This is a genomic window from Kitasatospora sp. NPDC056273 (assembly GCF_042268845.1).
Classification (GTDB): Bacteria; Actinomycetota; Actinomycetes; order Streptomycetales; family Streptomycetaceae; genus Kitasatospora.
In genome coordinates this window covers 1-16,272 of sequence record NZ_JBHJSJ010000065.1, presented here as the reverse complement: position 1 = coordinate 16,272, position 16,272 = coordinate 1, and the positions used below count along the sequence as shown (strand labels likewise).

Sequence of the window (16,272 nt, the reverse complement as noted above, 5' to 3'; positions counted from 1 at the left end):
GTGGCCCGCCGCGGCCCGGAGGCCTCAGCTCGGGGAGTCCACCTGCTGGGGCGAGGGCTGCTCGGCCGGGTCGGGCGCCGGGCCGAGCGTGGCCGGGCCGCCGCGGGCGCGGTCGGCGAGGGCGAGCAGGTCCTCGGCGACGGCCCCCTGGGTGGTGCCGACCAGGTGGCCGTCCGGGCGGATCAGCAGGACGGTGTGCGGCCCGGCGCCCGGGTAGTCCTCGGTGACCAGCACCTCGGCGGGGACGGGCAGCGCGGCGGCGACCTCGGCGAGGCGGGGCATCAGGCCGGCGCCGAGCCAGTGCTCGGAGGACCAGACGGCGGTGCCGGGGGCGACCAGCAGCAGCAGGAAGGTGGTGCCGAGCCGGGCGTGCAGGTGGTCGGGGGTGCCGTCGTCGGCGAGCACCGGCAGGTCCGGGACGAGTACGCCGGGGGCGGTGGCGGGCAGCAGCTCGCTGAGCGAGGTGGTGCCGCGCGCGCCGCGCTGCACCGGGACCCGGGCCGGGACGCCGGAGGGCGCCGCCGGGTAGGCGGGCGCGCCGCCGAACCGGCCGGTGCCGAGCTGGCCGTCGGCGAGCAGCGGGGCGTGCTTGCGGAAGCCGCCGACCAGCAGCGAGCGCCGGGTCTGCTGCCAGCCGCGCAGCGGGCGCAGCAGCGGCATGGACTGGTCGACCGCGCGCAGCCGGGCGCCGACCGCCCCGCGCCGCTCGGCCTCGTAGCCGTCCAGCAGGGAGCCGCCGGGCTGCGGGCCGCCGGAGTGGAGGTGCCAGGCGAGGGCGAGCCGCCAGGCGAGGTTGTCGGCGTCGCGCAGCCCGTCCGCGAGGTTCTGCATGCCGAGTGCGCCGTGCAGGTGGGCGGCGTCGCCGGCCAGGAAGCAGCGGCCGCTGCGGAAGCGGGCGGCGAGCCGCTGCTGGGCGGTGTGGTCGGCGGCGGCCAGCAGTTCGAAGCGGGGCAGTTCGCCGCACCAGCCGGTGAGGGTGGAGGTGACCCGGGTGAGCAGGGTGTCGCCGGTGACGATGCCGGGCCAGGTGGCGTGCGGGTCGACGGTCTCGGTGGCGGCGGGGCGGCCGGGGGGCAGCCGCCAGTCGAGCCGCCAGACGCCGTCCGGCAGCGGACGGGCGGAGGCCTCGCGGTCGCCCCGCCACGGGGGCTCGCGGTGCAGCCGGGCGCCGTCGAAGGGCAGGTCGACCCGGACGGTGGCGATGGCGTTGCGGTCGACCGCCGGGCGGCCGGGGAAGCGGATCTTCAGGAGCTTGCGGACGGTGGATCTGGCGCCGTCGCAGCCGACCAGGTGGCTGCCGCGCCACCAGGTGGCGGAGCCGTCCTGGGTGCCCGTGGTGCGGAGGCTGACGCCGTCCCGGTCCTGTTCGAGTTCGACGACCCGGTTGAGCGGGACCAGCCTGATCAGCGGGGTGCCGGTCAGGGCGTCGCGCAGCCCGCGCTGGAGGCGGTGCTGGGGCAGGTGGTAGGTGGGCGAGTCGGTGAGGTCGATCCGCAGCACCTCCTGGCGGCGGCGCCAGACGGCGAAGGAGTCCCACAGCGCGGAGTCCGAGACGGCCCGCGGGTAGCCGATCCGGGTCAGGAAGGCGGCGGTGTCGGCGCCGAGGACGAGGCTGCGCGGGCCTTCCGGGCAGAGGCCGGAGCCCTCGTCCAGGACGATGGTGGGGACCTCGTGCCGGGCCAGGGCGAGGGCCAGGGCCAGACCGACCGGTCCGGCCCCGACCACGATCACCGGGTCCATGAGGGAACCTCCGGGCACGAACCGGCCGATCGGCCGGCGTCAGTTACCGCTGCCGCATATGCCGCGTGGATGCTCCCGGGAGGTGTCACGAAGAGCAATGCAACAGTTCGCCTGCGTGTCCGTCAAGCAGAAGTCGAAGTGCGCCGGTTCGCGCCGCGACGGCCGCGTGCTTCGATCCAGCGTGCGAGCGCGGTCAACAGGAGGCACATCGCGATGTAGATCGGTCCGATCACCAGCACCACGGGGATGTAGGGGAAGCCCGCGGCGTTCATCGGCTGGCTGGCGATCTTCTTGCCGATGAACAGCAGCTCCTGGTAGGTGATGATCAGACCGAGCGAGGTGTCCTTGAGGGTGACGACCAGCTGGCCGATCATCGAGGGCAGCATCGAACGGACGGCCTGCGGCACCAGGATCGACGTCATCACCTGGGTCTTGCGCATGCCGAGCCCGTACGCCGCCTCGCCCTGGCCGCGCGGGACGGCGTTGACGCCGCTGCGGATGATCTCGGCCTGGACCGCCCCGTTGTAGAGGGTGAGGCCGAGCACCAGCGCCCACATCGACTCCTTGGCGAAGAAGGCGTAGTAGAGCCCGACGATCAGGATCAGCAGCGGCATCGCCCGGAAGAACTGGGTGAAGGCCGTGCAGAACCAGCGGACCGGCTTGTGGTCGGAGAGCTGACCGGCCGCCAGCAGGGCGCCCAGGGCGAGCGAGAAGACCGCCGCCAGCCCGAAGGCCTTCAGGGTGGCCAGCAGGCCGTCCAGGATCATCTGCTGGACGAAGTTGTACTGGAACGGGTCCCACAGGTCGGGGTCGAACTGGCCGTTGTCGTTCAGCGCGGTGAAGACGTACCAGAGGAGACCGGCGATGCCGAGCACCGAGAGGACGCCGAACGCGCGGTACCGGGTGCGGGCCTTCGGGCCGGGGGCGTCGTAGAGGACGCTGGCCGAAGCCTGGCGGTTCAGAACACTCATCGGGCCACCGCCAGTCGGGATTCCAGGAAGCGGAAGAACGTGGCGATCGTCGCGCTGATCAGCAGGTAGGCGCAGGCCACCCAGAAGAAGATGGCGAAGATCGAGAAGCCGCGCTCGGAGAAGGTCTGCTGGGCGCTGTACAGCTCGGAGACGCTGAACGCGCCGGCGATCGCCGAGTTCCTGGGCAGGGCGATGAACACGCTGCTCATCGGGCCCAGGACGGTGCGGGCGGCCTGCGGCAGGACGACCAGGGTGAGGGTCTGGCCGAAGGACATGCCCAGGCTGCGGGCGGCCTCCGCCTGGCCGAGCGGCACGGTGTTGATGCCGGAGCGGATCACCTCGCAGACGAACGAGGCGGTGTACCCGCCGAGCGCCAGCACCGCGAACACCAGGTGGCTGAAGTGCACGCCCAGCGGCGGCAGGCCGAAGGTGACGGCGAAGAACAGCAGGGTCAGCGGGGTGTTGCGGAAGAGCGTGACCCAGGCGGTGCCGAAGGCGCGCAGGACCGGCACCGGGGAGACCCGGAAGGCCGCCAGCAGGGTGCCCAGCAGCAGGGCGAGCAGAGCGCTGAGCGCGCTCACCTCGATCGTCTGTAGGAAGCCGTCGCGGAACAACGCGAAGTTGTCGTCCTCGAACAGGAACCCCATCCGGCGGCCCTCCTCTCAGTTCATGGTCGGGAAGTCGACGTACGGCGGGTGGATCAGTAGCGCTCGAGGGCCGGGACGTCCGGCGCGGCGGAGCCGGAGGCGCCCAGGGTCGCGTCGTAGGCCTTCTTCCAGTCGCCGTTGTCCTCGTGGGCCTTGAGGGCGTCGCTGATGGCGTCGCGCAGCGCCTTGTCGTCCTTGTTGAGGCCGACGCCGTAGTTCTCCTTGGTGAACGGCTTGCCGACCACCTTGAGCTTGGGGGCGTACTTGGAGGCGTAGCCCTTGAGGATCGCGTCGTCGGTGGTGACCGCGTCGACCTCGCCGGACATCAGCTTCTCGACGCAGGCCGAGTAGGTGTCGAACTGCGTGACCTTCGGGTTGTACTGCTGGATGTTCTTGATCGAGGTCGAGCCGGTGGCGGTGCAGACGTTCTTGCCGCCGGTGCTCTCCGCGCCGGTGATCGTGGTGTTGTCGGCCTTCACCAGCAGGTCCTGGCCGGCGATGTAGTACGGGCCGGCGAAGGAGACGCTCTTCTTGCGCTCGTCGTTGATGCTGTAGGTGCCGACGTAGAAGTCGATCTGGCCCTTGGCGATGGCCGGCTCGCGCTGCGAGGAGACCAGGGTCTGCCACTTGATCTGCTGCGGGGTGAAGCCGAGGTCGGCGGCGATCATCTTGGCGATCTCGATGTCGAAGCCGCTGCGGTCGCCGCTGGCGACGTCCTCCCAGCCGAGGTTCGGCTGGTCGGCCTTGGCGCCGATGATCAGCTGGCCGCGCTTCCTGGCCTCGGCGAGGACCGCGGAGTCGACCTTGACGTCGGTCTTGACCGTGTAGGTCGGCAGCGCCGGGGCGGCGCTGCCGCCGCTGCTCGCGGCGGTGGTGCCGGGGGTGCCGTCCTTGCCGCAGGCGGCGGTGGCGGTGAGCGCGACGGCACAGAGCGCGACGGCGAGGGTGCGGGACGTCCTCATGAGGGTTCTCCTGGGGGTGGGCCGCGGTGTCAACCGGGCTCTGGCGTCTGGAAGGCGTTGCACGGCGGGACCGGCCGGCACCGGTGACGAAGCCGGGGGCGGCCCCGCCGGTCTCGAAGCGTCAGTGGTGGAGGATCTTCGAGAGGAAGTCCTTGGCGCGGTCGGAGCGCGGTGCGGTGAAGAAGGCGTCCGGGGTGTTCTGCTCGACGATCTTCCCGTCGGCCATGAACAGCACCCGGTTGGCGGCGGAGCGCGCGAAGCCCATCTCGTGGGTGACCACGACCATCGTCATGCCGTCCGCGGCCAGTTGGCGCATGACCTCCAGCACCTCGTTGACCATCTCCGGGTCCAGCGCCGAGGTGGGCTCGTCGAAGAGCATCACCTTGGGCTTCATCGCCAGCGCCCGGGCGATCGCCACGCGCTGCTGCTGGCCGCCGGAGAGCTGGGCCGGGAACTTGTCCGCCTGCGCGCCGACGCCGACCCGCTCCAGCAGCTCCCGGGCGGTCTTCTCGGCCTGCGGGCGGGGCACCTTGCGCACCTTCACCTGGCCGATGACCACGTTCTCCAGCACGGTCTTGTGCGCGAACAGGTTGAAGCTCTGGAACACCATGCCGACCTCGGCGCGCAGCCGGGCCAGCTCCTTGCCCTCGTCGGGCAGCGGCCGGCCGTCGATGGTGATCGTGCCGGAGTCGATCGTCTCCAGCCGGTTGATCGTCCGGCAGAGCGTCGACTTGCCCGAACCGGACGGGCCGATCAGTACGACCACCTCGCCCTGGGCGATCCTGAGGTCGATGTCCTGCAGCACGTGCAGCGCGCCGTAGTGCTTGTTGACCTTGCTCAGCACGACCAGGGGGGCGGCTGCGGTGGTTGAGTCCTCGACCGGGCTCTCGGTCATCGCGCCTGCTCCCTCTGTCGTCGAATAACGCCTGCCCGAGAAGTCTCAACTCCCTTGGGAGGCAGTGGTGGTGCGAATCCGGGGGCCGCGGCCGGCGGAGCCGCAGCCCCCGGTGGGCCGACCTTAGGAGCCGTGACCGTTCGCCGTCAGCCGATCTGAGCGGAACTTGAGGATCACGAAACGGCCACGCGTCGCCCACGCGCTGTTCGCGCGGGCGCCGACGGGGCATGTCACAGCGGGAATCCGCTCCGGTGCTCCCCGTCCCCCACGGGCCCGGTGCGCGGTCGAACCTGGCGTCGGGCCGTTCACTGGCTCATACTGCGCAGGACCGGGACCTGACCGATCGGCCCGGTGATCACTGGTGATCAGGTGGGGGAAGGAGGAGAACAGGATGCGACTTCTGCTCGTCGAGGACGACGAACGCGTGGCCGCCGCGCTGGTCGCGGTGCTGGGCCGGCACGGCTTCCAGGTCCGGCACGCCCGCAGCGGGCACGAGGCGCTGGACGCCCTGGTGCCGGACGGCAACGAGCCGTACCGCGTGGTGCTGCTCGACCTCGGGCTGCCCGACCGCGACGGCTTCGAGGTGTGCAGCCGGATCAGGGCCGGCAGCGGCGTCCCGGTGATCATGGTCACCGCCCGCGCCGACGTCCGCTCCCGGATCCACGGCCTCAACCTGGGCGCCGACGACTACGTCACCAAGCCGTACGACATGGGCGAGCTGCTCGCCCGCATCCACGCCGTGGCCCGCCGCGGCGCCGCCCCCGCCGCGGTGCCGGTGCCCGCGCCCGACACCGTGCCGCAGCAGCGCGGCCCGCTGGAGTCCCGCGGCATCCGGATCGACCGGGAGCGCCGCCGGGTCAGCGTGGACGGCCGCGACGTGCCGCTCACCCGCAAGGAGTTCGACCTGCTCGCGCTGCTCGCCCAGAGCCCGGGCGTGGTCTACCGGCGCGAGCAGATCTTCAGCGAGGTCTGGCGCAGCGGCTGGGAGGGCAACGGGCGCACTCTGGAGGTGCACATCGGCTCGCTGCGCAACAAGCTGGCGCTGCCCGGCCTGGTCGAGGCCGTGCGCGGGGTCGGCTACCGGCTGATCCCCGACTGTCCGGCGCCCGCCGCCCCCGCCCCGTCGGCCGCCGCCCCGTCCGCCCCCGCTCCCGCTCCCGCGGAGCACTGACCGCACGTGCGCACCCGCCTGCTCGGCATCCTGATCGCCCTCATGCTCTGCGTCCTGGCCGCCCTGGGGCTGCCGCTCGCGGCGGCGGTCGCGGCGGCCGAGCAGACCAAGGTCGTCGTCGACCGGCTCGACGACGCCGCCCGCCTCGCCCAGGACCTGCCCACCTCCGGCGCCGCCGACTCCGCCCGCAAGGGCGAACCGGAACCCGCCCCGGGCGACCTCAGCCGGCAGCGCGCGATCCTCTCCGAGGTCCGCCGCTACCACGACCTGTACGGCGTCCGCCTGGGCATCTTCCAGCGCGACGGGGTGGCGATCGCCGCCGCCCCGGGCGACTGGCGGGTGCCCGGCGAGGGCTGGGGCGCCCAGGCCTTCCAGGAGGCGCTGGACGGGCGGCGCAGCCACAACCCGCCGCAGGTCTGGCCGTGGACGCCGGACCGGACGATCATCGTCGCCGCCCCGGTGGTGCGCGACGGCGACGTGGTCGCGGTGGTGCTGAGCGAGTCCCCGACCGAGGCGCTGCGCACCCGGGTGCTGCACAAGTGGCTGGTGATCGTCGCGGGTGAGGCCGCCGCGATGATCGTCGCCGTGCTGCTCGCCGTCCGGCTCACCGAGTGGGTGCTGCGCCCGGTGCGCACCCTGGACCGGGCCACCCACGACATCGCCACCGGCCGGATGGCCGCCCGGGTCGCCCCCGGCGGCGGACCGCCCGAACTCCAGCGGCTGGCCCGCTCGTTCAACGAGATGGCGGACCACGTGGTGCTCGCCATGGACCAGCAGAAGGCCTTCGTCGCGGACGCCTCGCACCAGCTGCGCAACCCGCTGTCGGCCCTGCTGCTGCGGGTCGAGCTGCTCGGCCTGGAACTGCCCGAGGGCCACGAGGAGGAGCTCAGCGGCGTACGGGAGGAGGGCGTCCGGCTGGCCCGGGTGCTGGACGACCTGCTCGGGCTGGCCACCGCCGAGCACGCCCGCCCCGAACCGGAGCGCACCGACCTCGCCGAGCTCACCCTGGCCCGGGTCGACGCCTGGCGGCCGGCGGCCGAGCAGCGCGGGATCACGCTGCGCTGGGACGGCCCGGCGCTGGCGATCGGGATGGCCGACCCGATCGGCTTCGGCTCGGCCCTGGACGCCGTGGTCGACAACGCGCTCAAGTTCGGCCCGCCCGGCAGCGAGGTGCGGCTGCGGGTCGCGGTGCGCCGGGACGAGGTCGCGGTGACCGTCACCGACGCCGGGCCCGGCCTCACCGAGGACGAGCTGTCCCGGGCCGGGGACCGGTTCTGGCGCAGCCCGCGGCACCAGAACGTGGACGGTTCGGGGCTCGGGCTGTCCATCGCCCGCACCCTGCTGGCGGCCGGCGGCGGCACGCTCGGCTTCGCGCCGGTCAAGCCGACCGGGCTCGCGGTGACGCTGGCGGTGCCCCGGCCGGAGAAGCCGGAGAAGTAGCCGCCGGGGCGGGGTCTACGGCTTCACCGAGCGGTAGTAGCGCGCCGCGCCGGTGTGCAGCGGGAGCGGGTCGGTGTAGACGGCGGTGCGCAGGTCGACCAGCTGGGCCGCGTGCACCTGGGCGCCGATCTGGTCCCGGCTGTCGATCACCGCGCGGGTCATGCCCTCGACCAGGCCCGGGTCCACGTCGTCCCGGGTGATCAGCAGGTTGGGCACGGCCACCGTGGCGACCGCGTCCTTCGGTTCGGCGTTCGGGTAGGTGCCCTTGGGCATGGTGGCCGCCCGGTAGGCGTCGGTGCCGCCGCCCTCGGCCTTGTGCAGGGCCTCGGCGAGGTCGCTCAGCGGCACGATCCGGATCCGGACGTGCTCGGAGAGGTCGGTGAGCGCGCTGGTGGGCAGGCCGCCGGACCAGAAGAAGGCGTCCAGGGTGCCCGCGCGCAGGTCGTCGGCGGCCTCGCCGACGCCCTTCGACACCGGGACGATGTCATGGTCCGGGTCCAGCCCGGCGGCGGTCAGCAGCCGCCTGGTCACCAGGTTCACCCCGGACTGCGGCAGCCCGACGCCGACCTTCAGGCCCTTGAGGTCGGCGGTGCGCCGCACCGGGGAGGAGGCCGGGACGACCAGCTGCAGGTAGTCGTCGTACAGCCGGGCGATCGCCCGCAGCTTCTCCTTGCCGGGCTCGTGGTAGTCGGCGACCGCGTCGGCGGTGGCGATCGCGAAGGTGTCCCGGCCGTCGATCACCCGGCCGATGTTGTCGACCGAGCCCTCGGAGTTGTCCAGGGCCAGCCGCACCCCCGGCATCGCCCGCGAGACGTGGCCCTGGAGCAGCTGCCCGTACCGGTCGTAGACGCCGCGCTGCACCCCGGTGGCGAAGCGGACCTCGCCGCGCGGGTACCCGGGCGAGCGGCCCGCCGACAGCCACCAGCCGCCGAACCCGGCCACCAGCAGCACCAGCACCAGCACCGTCCGCCACAACGGGCTGCGGGCCGCGGCACGGACGGCGGCGCCGGGACGGTACGGAGTGGTGGGGGTCATGCAGGGATACTGCCAGGCGCTCCGGCCGAACGGGAGGGGAACGGGTGGTGGAAGCTCCGGGAAAAGCCCTTCGCCGCTGCCCGTACCCTGGTCTGGTGAGCGGTGAGAGCGGATTGAAGAGCTACAAGGTCGTCACGCACGGCTGTCAGATGAACGTCCACGACTCCGAGCGGCTGTCCGGCCTGCTGGAGGACGCGGGGTACGTCAAGGCCGGGCCCGAGGGCGACCCGGACCTGGTGGTGTTCAACACCTGCGCGGTGCGCGAGAACGCCGACAACAAGCTGTACGGCAACCTCGGCCAGCTCGCGCCGGTCAAGACCCGCCACAAGGGCATGCAGATCGCCGTCGGCGGCTGCCTGGCCCAGAAGGACCGCGAGACCATCGTCAAGCGCGCCCCCTGGGTCGACGTGGTCTTCGGCACCCACAACATCGGCCACCTGCCGGCGCTGCTGGAGCGGGCCGCGGTCGAGCGCAAGGCCCAGGTCGAGATCCTGGAGTCGCTGGAGACCTTCCCCTCCACCCTGCCGACCCGCCGCGAATCCGCGTACGCCGCCTGGGTCGCCATCTCGGTCGGCTGCAACAACACCTGCACCTTCTGCATCGTCCCCGCGCTGCGCGGCAAGGAGGAGGACCGCCGCCCCGGCGACGTCCTCGCCGAGATCGAGGCGCTGGTGGGCGAGGGCGTCATCGAGGTGACCCTGCTCGGCCAGAACGTCAACGCCTACGGCTCCGACCTGGGCGACCGCGAGGCCTTCTCCAAGCTGCTGCGCGCCGCCGGCCAGATCGAGGGCCTGGAGCGGATCCGCTTCACCTCGCCGCACCCGCGCGACTTCACCGACGACGTGATCGCCGCGATGGCCGAGACCCCGAACGTGATGCACCAGCTGCACATGCCGCTGCAGTCCGGCTCGGACCGCGTCCTCAAGGCGATGCGCCGCTCCTACCGGCAGGAGCGTTTCCTCGGGATCATCCGGAAGGTCCGCGAGGCGATGCCCGACGCGGCGATCTCCACCGACATCATCGTGGGCTTCCCCGGCGAGACCGAGGAGGACTTCGAGGAGACGATGCACGTCGTCCGCGAGGCCCGCTTCACCAACGCCTTCACCTTCCAGTACTCCAAGCGCCCCGGCACCCCCGCCGCGGAGATGGCGGACCAGGTGCCGAAGGAGGTCGTGCAGGCCCGCTACGACCGGCTGATCGCCCTCCAGGAGGAGATCTCCTGGGAGGAGAACAAGAAGCAGGTCGGGCGGACCCTGGAGATCCTGGTCGCCGAGGGCGAGGGCAAGAAGGACGACCAGACCCGGCGGCTCTCCGGCCGCGCCCCCGACAACCGGCTGGTGCACTTCACGAAGCCGGAGGAGCCGGTGCGCCCCGGCGACACGGTGACCGTCGAGATCACCTACGCCGCCCCGCACCACCTGCTCGCCGAGGGCCCCGCGCTCGCGGTGCGCCGCACCCGGGCCGGCGACGCCTGGGAGAAGCGCCAGGCCGCGCCCGCCGCCAAGCCGGCCGGCGTGCTGCTCGGCCTGCCGAAGATCGGCGCCCCGGCGGAGCTGCCCCTGGCCGCGCCGGCGGGCGGGGCCTGCTGCGGCGACTGACACCGTGCCCGGTACGGCGGCCTGACGGGAGGATCCACTCCCGCCGGGCCGCCGTCGTCGTTGGCTAGAGTGATCCGCATGCTGGTAGCCGCCGCCGTGTGCCCCTGTCCGCCGCTGCTCGTCCCCGAGGTCGCCGCCGGGGCCGCGCCCGAGCTGGACGGCCTGCGCGCGGCCTGCGACGAGGCGCTCGCGGTGCTGGTCGCGGCCGGACCGCAGCTGGTCGTGGTGGTCGGCACCGGGCCGGCGGCCGAGGTGTGGACCGAGGGCGGGGCCGGCTCCTTCCACCGCTACGGGGTGCCGCTGGTCGCCAAGCTGCCCGGCGACCGGGTCGAGGGGCCGGAGCTGGCCCCCTCGCTGACCGTCGGCGCCTGGCTGCTGGAGCGCGCCGGGGTGGGCCTGCCCACGCACGCCTGCGCGGTGCCCGCCGACGCCCCCGCCGACCGGATGCTCGGCCTCGGCCAGGGCCTGGCCGGGCTCGCCGACCGGGTCGCCCTGCTGGTGCTCGGCGACGGCAGCGCCTGCCGCTCGGTGAAGGCGCCGGGCTACCTGGACGAGCGGGCCGAGGGCTTCGACACCGCGCTGGCCGCCGCCCTGGGCACGGCCGACCTGCCCGCCCTGGCCGCACTGGACCCGGGCCTGGCCGCCGAGCTCAAGGCCGACGGCCGGGCGCCCTGGCAGGTGCTGGCCGGCGCCGCGCAGGGCGCCGGCCTCACCGGGCGGCTGGGCTACCAGGACGCGCCGTACGGGGTCGGGTACTTCGTGGCGTCCTGGTCCTAGCAAGTCGGCGGGGCAGGCCTGCGGTTCAGGACCGCGGGGCCTGCGGGGGCTGCTCCTCGTCGCCGGGCTTCGGCTTGTGGGCGAAGTCGCCGACCGCGCCCTTGGCCTTGCCGGCGCCGTGCTCGATCTTGTCGCTGTACTTGCCCTTGGTCGCCTTGTCGATCGCGCCGCCGGCCTTGTCCACGGCCTTCTCGATCTGGTCGCTGTGCTTGCCGGCGAACTCGCTGGCCTTGTCCTTGAGCTCCTCGGCCTTGCCCTTGAGGTTGTCCATCAGACCCATGGCGATCTCCTTCATCCGCTGTTCCCCGCACAACGACCGGGCTCGGCAAAGCGTTCGCAAACCGGCCCAACCGGGGAAACGGCCGGAAAGTGTCCGGGAAACAGTCATATCCTCGCGCAGTCGCGGGCGGGTGGCAGCCCGGTCCGCGGGCGCCCGGCCGTTTTGCGAGACTGGAGCGGTGAGCAGCTCCCGTACCCCGTGCGTCATCTCGATCGTCGGCGCGACCGCCGCCGGCAAGTCCGACCTGGCCGTCGCCATCGCCCGCAGTCTCGACGGCGAGGTGATCAACACCGACTCGATGCAGCTGTACCGGGGCATGGACATCGGCACCGCCAAGCTCACGATGGAGGAGCGCGGGGGGGTGCCGCACCACCTGATGGACGTCTGGGACGTCACCGAGGCCGCCAGCGTCGCCGAGTACCAGCGGCTGGCCCGGGCCGAGATCGACCGGCTGCTCGCCGCCGGCCGCACGCCCGTCCTGGTCGGCGGATCCGGGCTGTACGTCCGGGCGGCGATCGACGAGATGGAGTTCCCGGGCACCGACGCGGCGGTGCGGGCCCGGCTGGAGGCCGAGCTGGAGCACGCCGGCCCGTACGCGCTGCACCGGCGGCTGGCCGAGCTGGACCCGGCGGCCGCCGAGGCGATCCTCACCGGCAACGGGCGGCGGATCGTCCGCGCCCTGGAGGTCATCGAGATCACCGGGCAGCCGTTCACCGCCAACCTGCCGAGCAACACCGCCGTCTACGAGGCGGTGCAGATCGGCGTCGCCGTGCCGCGCCCCGAGCTGGACGAGCGGATCGCGCTGCGGGTCGACCGGATGTGGGAGGCCGGACTGCTGGACGAGGTGCGGGAGCTGGAGAAGGTCGGACTGCGGGAGGGCAGGACCGCCTCCCGGGCGCTCGGCTACCAGCAGGTGCTCGACCACTTCGCCGGCGGGTGCACCGAGGACGAGGCCCGGGCCGAGACCGTCCGGGCCACCAAGCGCTTCGCCCGCCGCCAGGAGTCCTGGTTCCGCCGCGACGACCGGATCCACTGGCTCTCCCGGCCGGCCGGCACCGACCCCGTCGAGCTGCTGGAACACTCCCTGGAACTGATCGACCGTCAGGGAGTTCCGGCCGCGTAGGAAGGGTTTCCGGCCAATCCGGCGGTGCACCTGCGCGCGCAGGCGACCGTGCAGGACGAACCGGCGGTCACGGGCCGATCACGTGATGGCCACGGATCACCCGTCGACCCCGGTCAGGCCCGGAACGCCCCTCTGGACATGCCATCATCGATGCCGTAGGGGTCGACCGAACGGGCCGGCCGTGCCCGGCCGCGAGTCCGCTCGTGTCGAACTGTCAGGGGAGGCCGTGTGTCGACGGGTACCGGCCCCGAATCCGGCCAGGGCGGGAGCGTCACCGTACCGGCCGAGGAGTTCGACGAGTCGACGATGGGCGACCTGCCCGTGCTGACCGGCCTGGAGGCGCCGACCTCCTACGCGGCTGCGGTGCCCGCCCTGGACACCCGCACCCCGCCCGGCGGCGCGGTGCACGAACGGGAGATCCGCCCGCTGCGCCGGCTGCGCTGGTGGCAGACGCTGCCGATCGCCCTGCTGGGCACCCTCGGCTCGCTGATGTTCGCCTTCCCGCTCGCCTTCGGCTCGGCCGGGGCGCGCGCCACCATGGTCGGGATGCTCGGGCTGCTGTTCACCGCCGCCTCGATGGGCTGGGGCGCGATGGCCGCCCGGCACGCCGGCTACACGTGGCCGGGGCTGCCGCGCCGGGGCTCCGGGCAGCGGGCCGGCTGGAAGGCGATCGCGGTCTACACCCTGATCGCGCTGGCCGCCTGCGCGCTCGCGGTCTGGCGGGTCGCCTACCTGCGCTGAGCGCCTCCCGGCGGCTCAGTACCATCGGAGGGGTGAGCGCATCCTCCCCCCAGCAGGTCGGCATCCCCTTCTTCAAGGGCCACGGCACCCAGAACGACTTCGTCATCGTCCCGGACCCGGACGGCGCGCTGGAGATCGGTCCCGAGACCGTCGCCGCGCTGTGCGACCGGCGGGCCGGCATCGGCGGGGACGGGCTGCTGCGCGTGGTGCGCGCCGCCGCCGACCCGGCCGCCGCGGCGATGGCCGACCGGGCCGAGTGGTTCATGGACTACCGCAACTCGGACGGCAGCATCGCCGAGATGTGCGGCAACGGCCTGCGGGTCTTCGCCCGCTTCCTGGTCGAGGCCGGACTGGCCGAGCCGGGCGAACTGGCCGTCGCCACCCGCTCCGGGGTGCTCACCGCGAAGGTCGCCGGGGCCGCCGCGGACGGCACGCCCGGCGACGTCACCATCGACATGGGCCGGGCCCGGCTGCCCGGGCCGGACGGCATCGAGGTCGCGGTCGGCGAGCGGCGCTGGCCGGCCCTGAACGTCAACATGGGCAACCCGCACGCGGTGGCCTTCGTGGAGAGCCTGGACCACGCCGGGGACCTGTACACCGCGCCGCTCACCAGCCCGGCGGACGCCTACCCGGAGGGCGTCAACGTCGAGTTCGTGGTGGACCGCGGGCCGCGGCACGTCGCGATGCGGGTGCACGAGCGCGGCTCGGGCGAGACCCGCTCCTGCGGCACCGGCGCCTGCGCGGTGGCGGTGGCGGCCATCCGCCGGGACGGCGCCGACCCGGCGGTCACCGGCGAGGCGGTCTCGTACACCGTGGACGTGCTGGGCGGCCGGCTGGTCATCACCGAGCACCCGGACGGCCGGGTGGAGATGGCCGGGCCGGCGGTGATCGTGGCCGAGGGCCGGCTGGACGGGCGCTGGTGGGAGTCGGTGCGTTAGGGCCCGTCTCCGGTGGGGCTCGTCCTCGAACCCGCGTCCGCGGGGCGACAGGCCCGGGGGCCGGCAGCCCGGTTTGCCCAATTCGTTCGGTGATGAATCCCCCCGATCGGGTGATACCGGTCGCGGACGGGAATCAGGGCGTCGCGGAACGTGCTCTGCTCGGTAGCATGGACCACCGGGTCGATCACCCCATGGGGAGGGGTGTCGAGATCACCCCCTCGGACGGGGCGGCGCCCGGCGACCGTTGCCGGAGGTGCCGATGACCATCGAAGCCGGGCAGCCCCTGGGGCAGCCGACGACCGTACGGCAGGGAGGGGCCAGGCGGCCCCTCGGGGAGCTCGGCCTGGCCGCCCTCGGCCGGGCCGGGCGGGCCGCCCTGCTCGCCACCGGCCGGCCGCCCGTGCCGGACGCCCTGGAACCGCTCGTCCGGGTCCACCGCCGGCACCATCCGCAGGCCGACCTCGGCCTGCTCGCCCGGGCCTACCGGCTCGCCGAGGCCAGCCACCGCGGCCAGAAGCGCAAGAGCGGCGAGCCGTACATCACCCACCCGCTGGCCGTCACCATGATCCTGGCCCAACTCGGCGCCGGGACGACCACCCTGGTCGCCTCGCTGCTCCACGACACCGTCGAGGACACCGAGTTGACGCTGGACCAGGTGGGCGCCGGGTTCGGGCCGGAAGTCGCCTACCTGGTCGACGGGGTGACGAAGCTGGAGAAGGTCGACTTCGGGGCCGCCGCCGAGGCCGAGACCTTCCGCAAGATGCTGGTCGCCACCGGGGACGACGTCCGGGTGATGGTGATCAAGCTCGCCGACCGGCTGCACAACATGCGCACCATCCGGCACATGAAGCCGGCCAGCCAGGTGCGGATCGCCAAGGTCACCCGGGACGTGCTGATCCCGCTGGCCGAGCGGCTCGGCATCCAGGTGCTCAAGGCGGAGCTGGAGGACATCGTCTTCGCCACCCTGCACCCCGAGGAGCACGCCCGCACCCGCGCCCTGATGACCGGTCACGAGGCCGAGCCGGACACCCTGCTGGAGCCCTTCGCCCGGCAGCTGGCCCGCCAGCTGGCCGAGGGCGGGGTGGCCGCCGAGGTGACCGTCCGGCCCCGGCACTGCGTCTCGCTGCACCGGGTGCTGCTCCGGCGGGCCGCCGTGCCCGGGCCGGACGGCCGGCCGCAGGGGCCGCGGCCGGCCGACTTCGGGCGGCTGCTGGTGGTGGTCGAGGAGAACGCCGACTGCTACGCCGTGCTCGGCGAGCTGCACACCTGCTGGACGCCGCTGCCCGGGGAGTTCAAGGACTTCGTGGCCGCGCCCAAGTTCAACCTCTACCAGTCCCTGCACACCGCCGTGGCGCTCAGCGGCGGCGCGGTGGTCGAGGTGCTGGTCCGCACCCGGCGGATGCACGAGGTGGCCGAGACCGGGGTGGTCGCGCTCGGGGACCCGTCCCCGGCCGGTGCCGTCCAGGACGCCGACGAGCTGGACCGCACCGACCCGGCCCGCCCGGGCTGGCTCAGCCGGCTGCTGGAGTGGCAGCAGGAGACGCCCGACCCGGACGCCTTCTGGTCCGCGCTCACCGCCGACCTGGCCGGCGACCGCGAGATCACCGTGGTGACGGAGAGCGGCGAAACGCTTCAGCTGCGGGCCGGCGCCACCTGCGTGGACGCGGCCTACCTGCTCGGCGAGGAGACCGGCCACCGATGTATCGGCGCGCGGGTCAACGGGCGGCTCACCGCGCTGTCCACCGTGCTGGAGGACGGCGACCAGATCGCGGTGCTCACCGAGACCCTCCCGGCCGGCGGCGGACCGCCCTCCGGCCCCGCCCCCGAGTGGCTGGCGCACGCCCGCACCCCCGCCGCCCGGCTGGCCATCGAGCGCTGGCTGGCCGATCCCCCGGCCCGGCAGCCGGCGGTCCGCACCGGCCCGGCCGGCGGCCAGCCCGCCCCGCCCGGGCGC

The 16,272-nt window shown here is 73.5% G+C and carries 15 protein-coding genes; 8 read left to right on the top strand and 7 right to left on the bottom strand.

Annotated elements, in window-relative coordinates:
* Positions 1-24: 24 nt before the first annotated feature.
* The 5 genes from ACFCY1_RS35885 to ACFCY1_RS35865 form a co-directional block, all read right to left on the bottom strand.
* Positions 25-1,740: an FAD-dependent monooxygenase gene (locus tag ACFCY1_RS35885; protein WP_375877268.1), complete on the bottom strand. Its 1,716-nt coding sequence runs from the start codon at positions 1,738-1,740 to the stop codon at positions 25-27.
* 122 nt (positions 1,741-1,862) lie between these two features.
* Entirely contained in the window at positions 1,863-2,711 is an 849-nt protein-coding gene (locus tag ACFCY1_RS35880; RefSeq protein ID WP_074005696.1) for an amino acid ABC transporter permease, read from the bottom strand.
* The gene (locus tag ACFCY1_RS35875; protein ID WP_049655583.1) at positions 2,708-3,358 is read right to left on the bottom strand and encodes an amino acid ABC transporter permease; all 651 of its coding nucleotides are present in this window, start codon (positions 3,356-3,358) and stop codon (positions 2,708-2,710) included. Before ACFCY1_RS35875 ends, ACFCY1_RS35880 begins: the two co-directional genes overlap by 4 nt.
* 53 nt (positions 3,359-3,411) lie before the next feature.
* Positions 3,412-4,320, bottom strand: a complete 909-nt coding sequence (locus tag ACFCY1_RS35870; RefSeq protein WP_074005695.1) for a glutamate ABC transporter substrate-binding protein — start codon at positions 4,318-4,320, stop codon at positions 3,412-3,414.
* A gap of 121 nt (positions 4,321-4,441) precedes the next feature.
* Positions 4,442-5,215 (bottom strand): amino acid ABC transporter ATP-binding protein, encoded by a 774-nt coding sequence (locus tag ACFCY1_RS35865; RefSeq protein WP_049655580.1) that lies wholly within the window; start codon positions 5,213-5,215, stop codon positions 4,442-4,444.
* A gap of 391 nt (positions 5,216-5,606) precedes the next feature.
* Between ACFCY1_RS35865 and ACFCY1_RS35860 the strand changes: the two genes are divergently transcribed.
* Both ACFCY1_RS35860 and ACFCY1_RS35855 read left to right on the top strand, forming a co-directional pair.
* Positions 5,607-6,386 (top strand): response regulator transcription factor, encoded by a 780-nt coding sequence (locus ACFCY1_RS35860; RefSeq protein ID WP_375877267.1) that lies wholly within the window; start codon positions 5,607-5,609, stop codon positions 6,384-6,386.
* Positions 6,387-6,392: 6 nt separating this feature from the next.
* Complete coding sequence (locus tag ACFCY1_RS35855) at positions 6,393-7,826, top strand: HAMP domain-containing sensor histidine kinase (RefSeq protein WP_049655577.1); 1,434 nt, start codon at positions 6,393-6,395, stop codon at positions 7,824-7,826.
* A gap of 15 nt (positions 7,827-7,841) precedes the next feature.
* On the opposite strand, the gene ACFCY1_RS35850 is transcribed toward ACFCY1_RS35855, so the two are convergent.
* Complete coding sequence (locus ACFCY1_RS35850) at positions 7,842-8,861, bottom strand: TAXI family TRAP transporter solute-binding subunit (RefSeq protein WP_074005693.1); 1,020 nt, start codon at positions 8,859-8,861, stop codon at positions 7,842-7,844.
* 95 nt (positions 8,862-8,956) lie between these two features.
* Here ACFCY1_RS35850 and miaB point away from each other — a divergent pair, with 95 nt between their 5' ends.
* Together miaB and ACFCY1_RS35840 are read left to right on the top strand one after the other, a co-directional pair.
* Positions 8,957-10,459 (top strand): tRNA (N6-isopentenyl adenosine(37)-C2)-methylthiotransferase MiaB, encoded by a 1,503-nt coding sequence (miaB, locus tag ACFCY1_RS35845; protein WP_255357448.1) that lies wholly within the window; start codon positions 8,957-8,959, stop codon positions 10,457-10,459.
* Positions 10,460-10,537: 78 nt separating this feature from the next.
* Positions 10,538-11,236: a class III extradiol dioxygenase subunit B-like domain-containing protein gene (locus ACFCY1_RS35840; RefSeq protein WP_375877266.1), complete on the top strand. Its 699-nt coding sequence runs from the start codon at positions 10,538-10,540 to the stop codon at positions 11,234-11,236.
* A 25-nt stretch (positions 11,237-11,261) separates the two neighbouring features.
* On the opposite strand, the gene ACFCY1_RS35835 is transcribed toward ACFCY1_RS35840, so the two are convergent.
* Positions 11,262-11,531, bottom strand: a complete 270-nt coding sequence (locus tag ACFCY1_RS35835; RefSeq protein WP_241853171.1) for an antitoxin — start codon at positions 11,529-11,531, stop codon at positions 11,262-11,264.
* Positions 11,532-11,694: 163 nt separating this feature from the next.
* Between ACFCY1_RS35835 and miaA the strand changes: the two genes are divergently transcribed.
* The 4 genes from miaA to ACFCY1_RS35815 form a co-directional block, all read left to right on the top strand.
* Entirely contained in the window at positions 11,695-12,639 is a 945-nt protein-coding gene (miaA, locus tag ACFCY1_RS35830) for a tRNA (adenosine(37)-N6)-dimethylallyltransferase MiaA (protein ID WP_375877265.1), read from the top strand.
* Between the two features lie 228 nt (positions 12,640-12,867).
* The gene (locus ACFCY1_RS35825; protein ID WP_049658893.1) at positions 12,868-13,380 is read left to right on the top strand and encodes a hypothetical protein; all 513 of its coding nucleotides are present in this window, start codon (positions 12,868-12,870) and stop codon (positions 13,378-13,380) included.
* Positions 13,381-13,412: 32 nt separating this feature from the next.
* Complete coding sequence (dapF, locus tag ACFCY1_RS35820) at positions 13,413-14,318, top strand: diaminopimelate epimerase (protein ID WP_375877264.1); 906 nt, start codon at positions 13,413-13,415, stop codon at positions 14,316-14,318.
* A 259-nt stretch (positions 14,319-14,577) separates the two neighbouring features.
* On the top strand, positions 14,578-16,272 hold a 1,695-nt coding region (locus ACFCY1_RS35815; RefSeq protein ID WP_375877263.1), incomplete at its 3' end, for a RelA/SpoT family protein.

Coding starts and splice junctions, on each gene's coding strand:
- ACFCY1_RS35880 (WP_074005696.1), bottom strand. CDS start 2,711: ATGAGTGTTCTGAACCGCCAGGCTTCGGCCAGCGTCCTCTACGACGCC.
- ACFCY1_RS35860 (WP_375877267.1), top strand. CDS start 5,607: ATGCGACTTCTGCTCGTCGAGGACGACGAACGCGTGGCCGCCGCGCTG.
- ACFCY1_RS35870 (WP_074005695.1), bottom strand. CDS start 4,320: ATGAGGACGTCCCGCACCCTCGCCGTCGCGCTCTGTGCCGTCGCGCTC.
- ACFCY1_RS35885 (WP_375877268.1), bottom strand. CDS start 1,740: ATGGACCCGGTGATCGTGGTCGGGGCCGGACCGGTCGGTCTGGCCCTG.
- ACFCY1_RS35840 (WP_375877266.1), top strand. CDS start 10,538: ATGCTGGTAGCCGCCGCCGTGTGCCCCTGTCCGCCGCTGCTCGTCCCC.
- ACFCY1_RS35835 (WP_241853171.1), bottom strand. CDS start 11,531: ATGAAGGAGATCGCCATGGGTCTGATGGACAACCTCAAGGGCAAGGCC.
- ACFCY1_RS35875 (WP_049655583.1), bottom strand. CDS start 3,358: ATGGGGTTCCTGTTCGAGGACGACAACTTCGCGTTGTTCCGCGACGGC.
- ACFCY1_RS35850 (WP_074005693.1), bottom strand. CDS start 8,861: ATGACCCCCACCACTCCGTACCGTCCCGGCGCCGCCGTCCGTGCCGCG.
- ACFCY1_RS35865 (WP_049655580.1), bottom strand. CDS start 5,215: ATGACCGAGAGCCCGGTCGAGGACTCAACCACCGCAGCCGCCCCCCTG.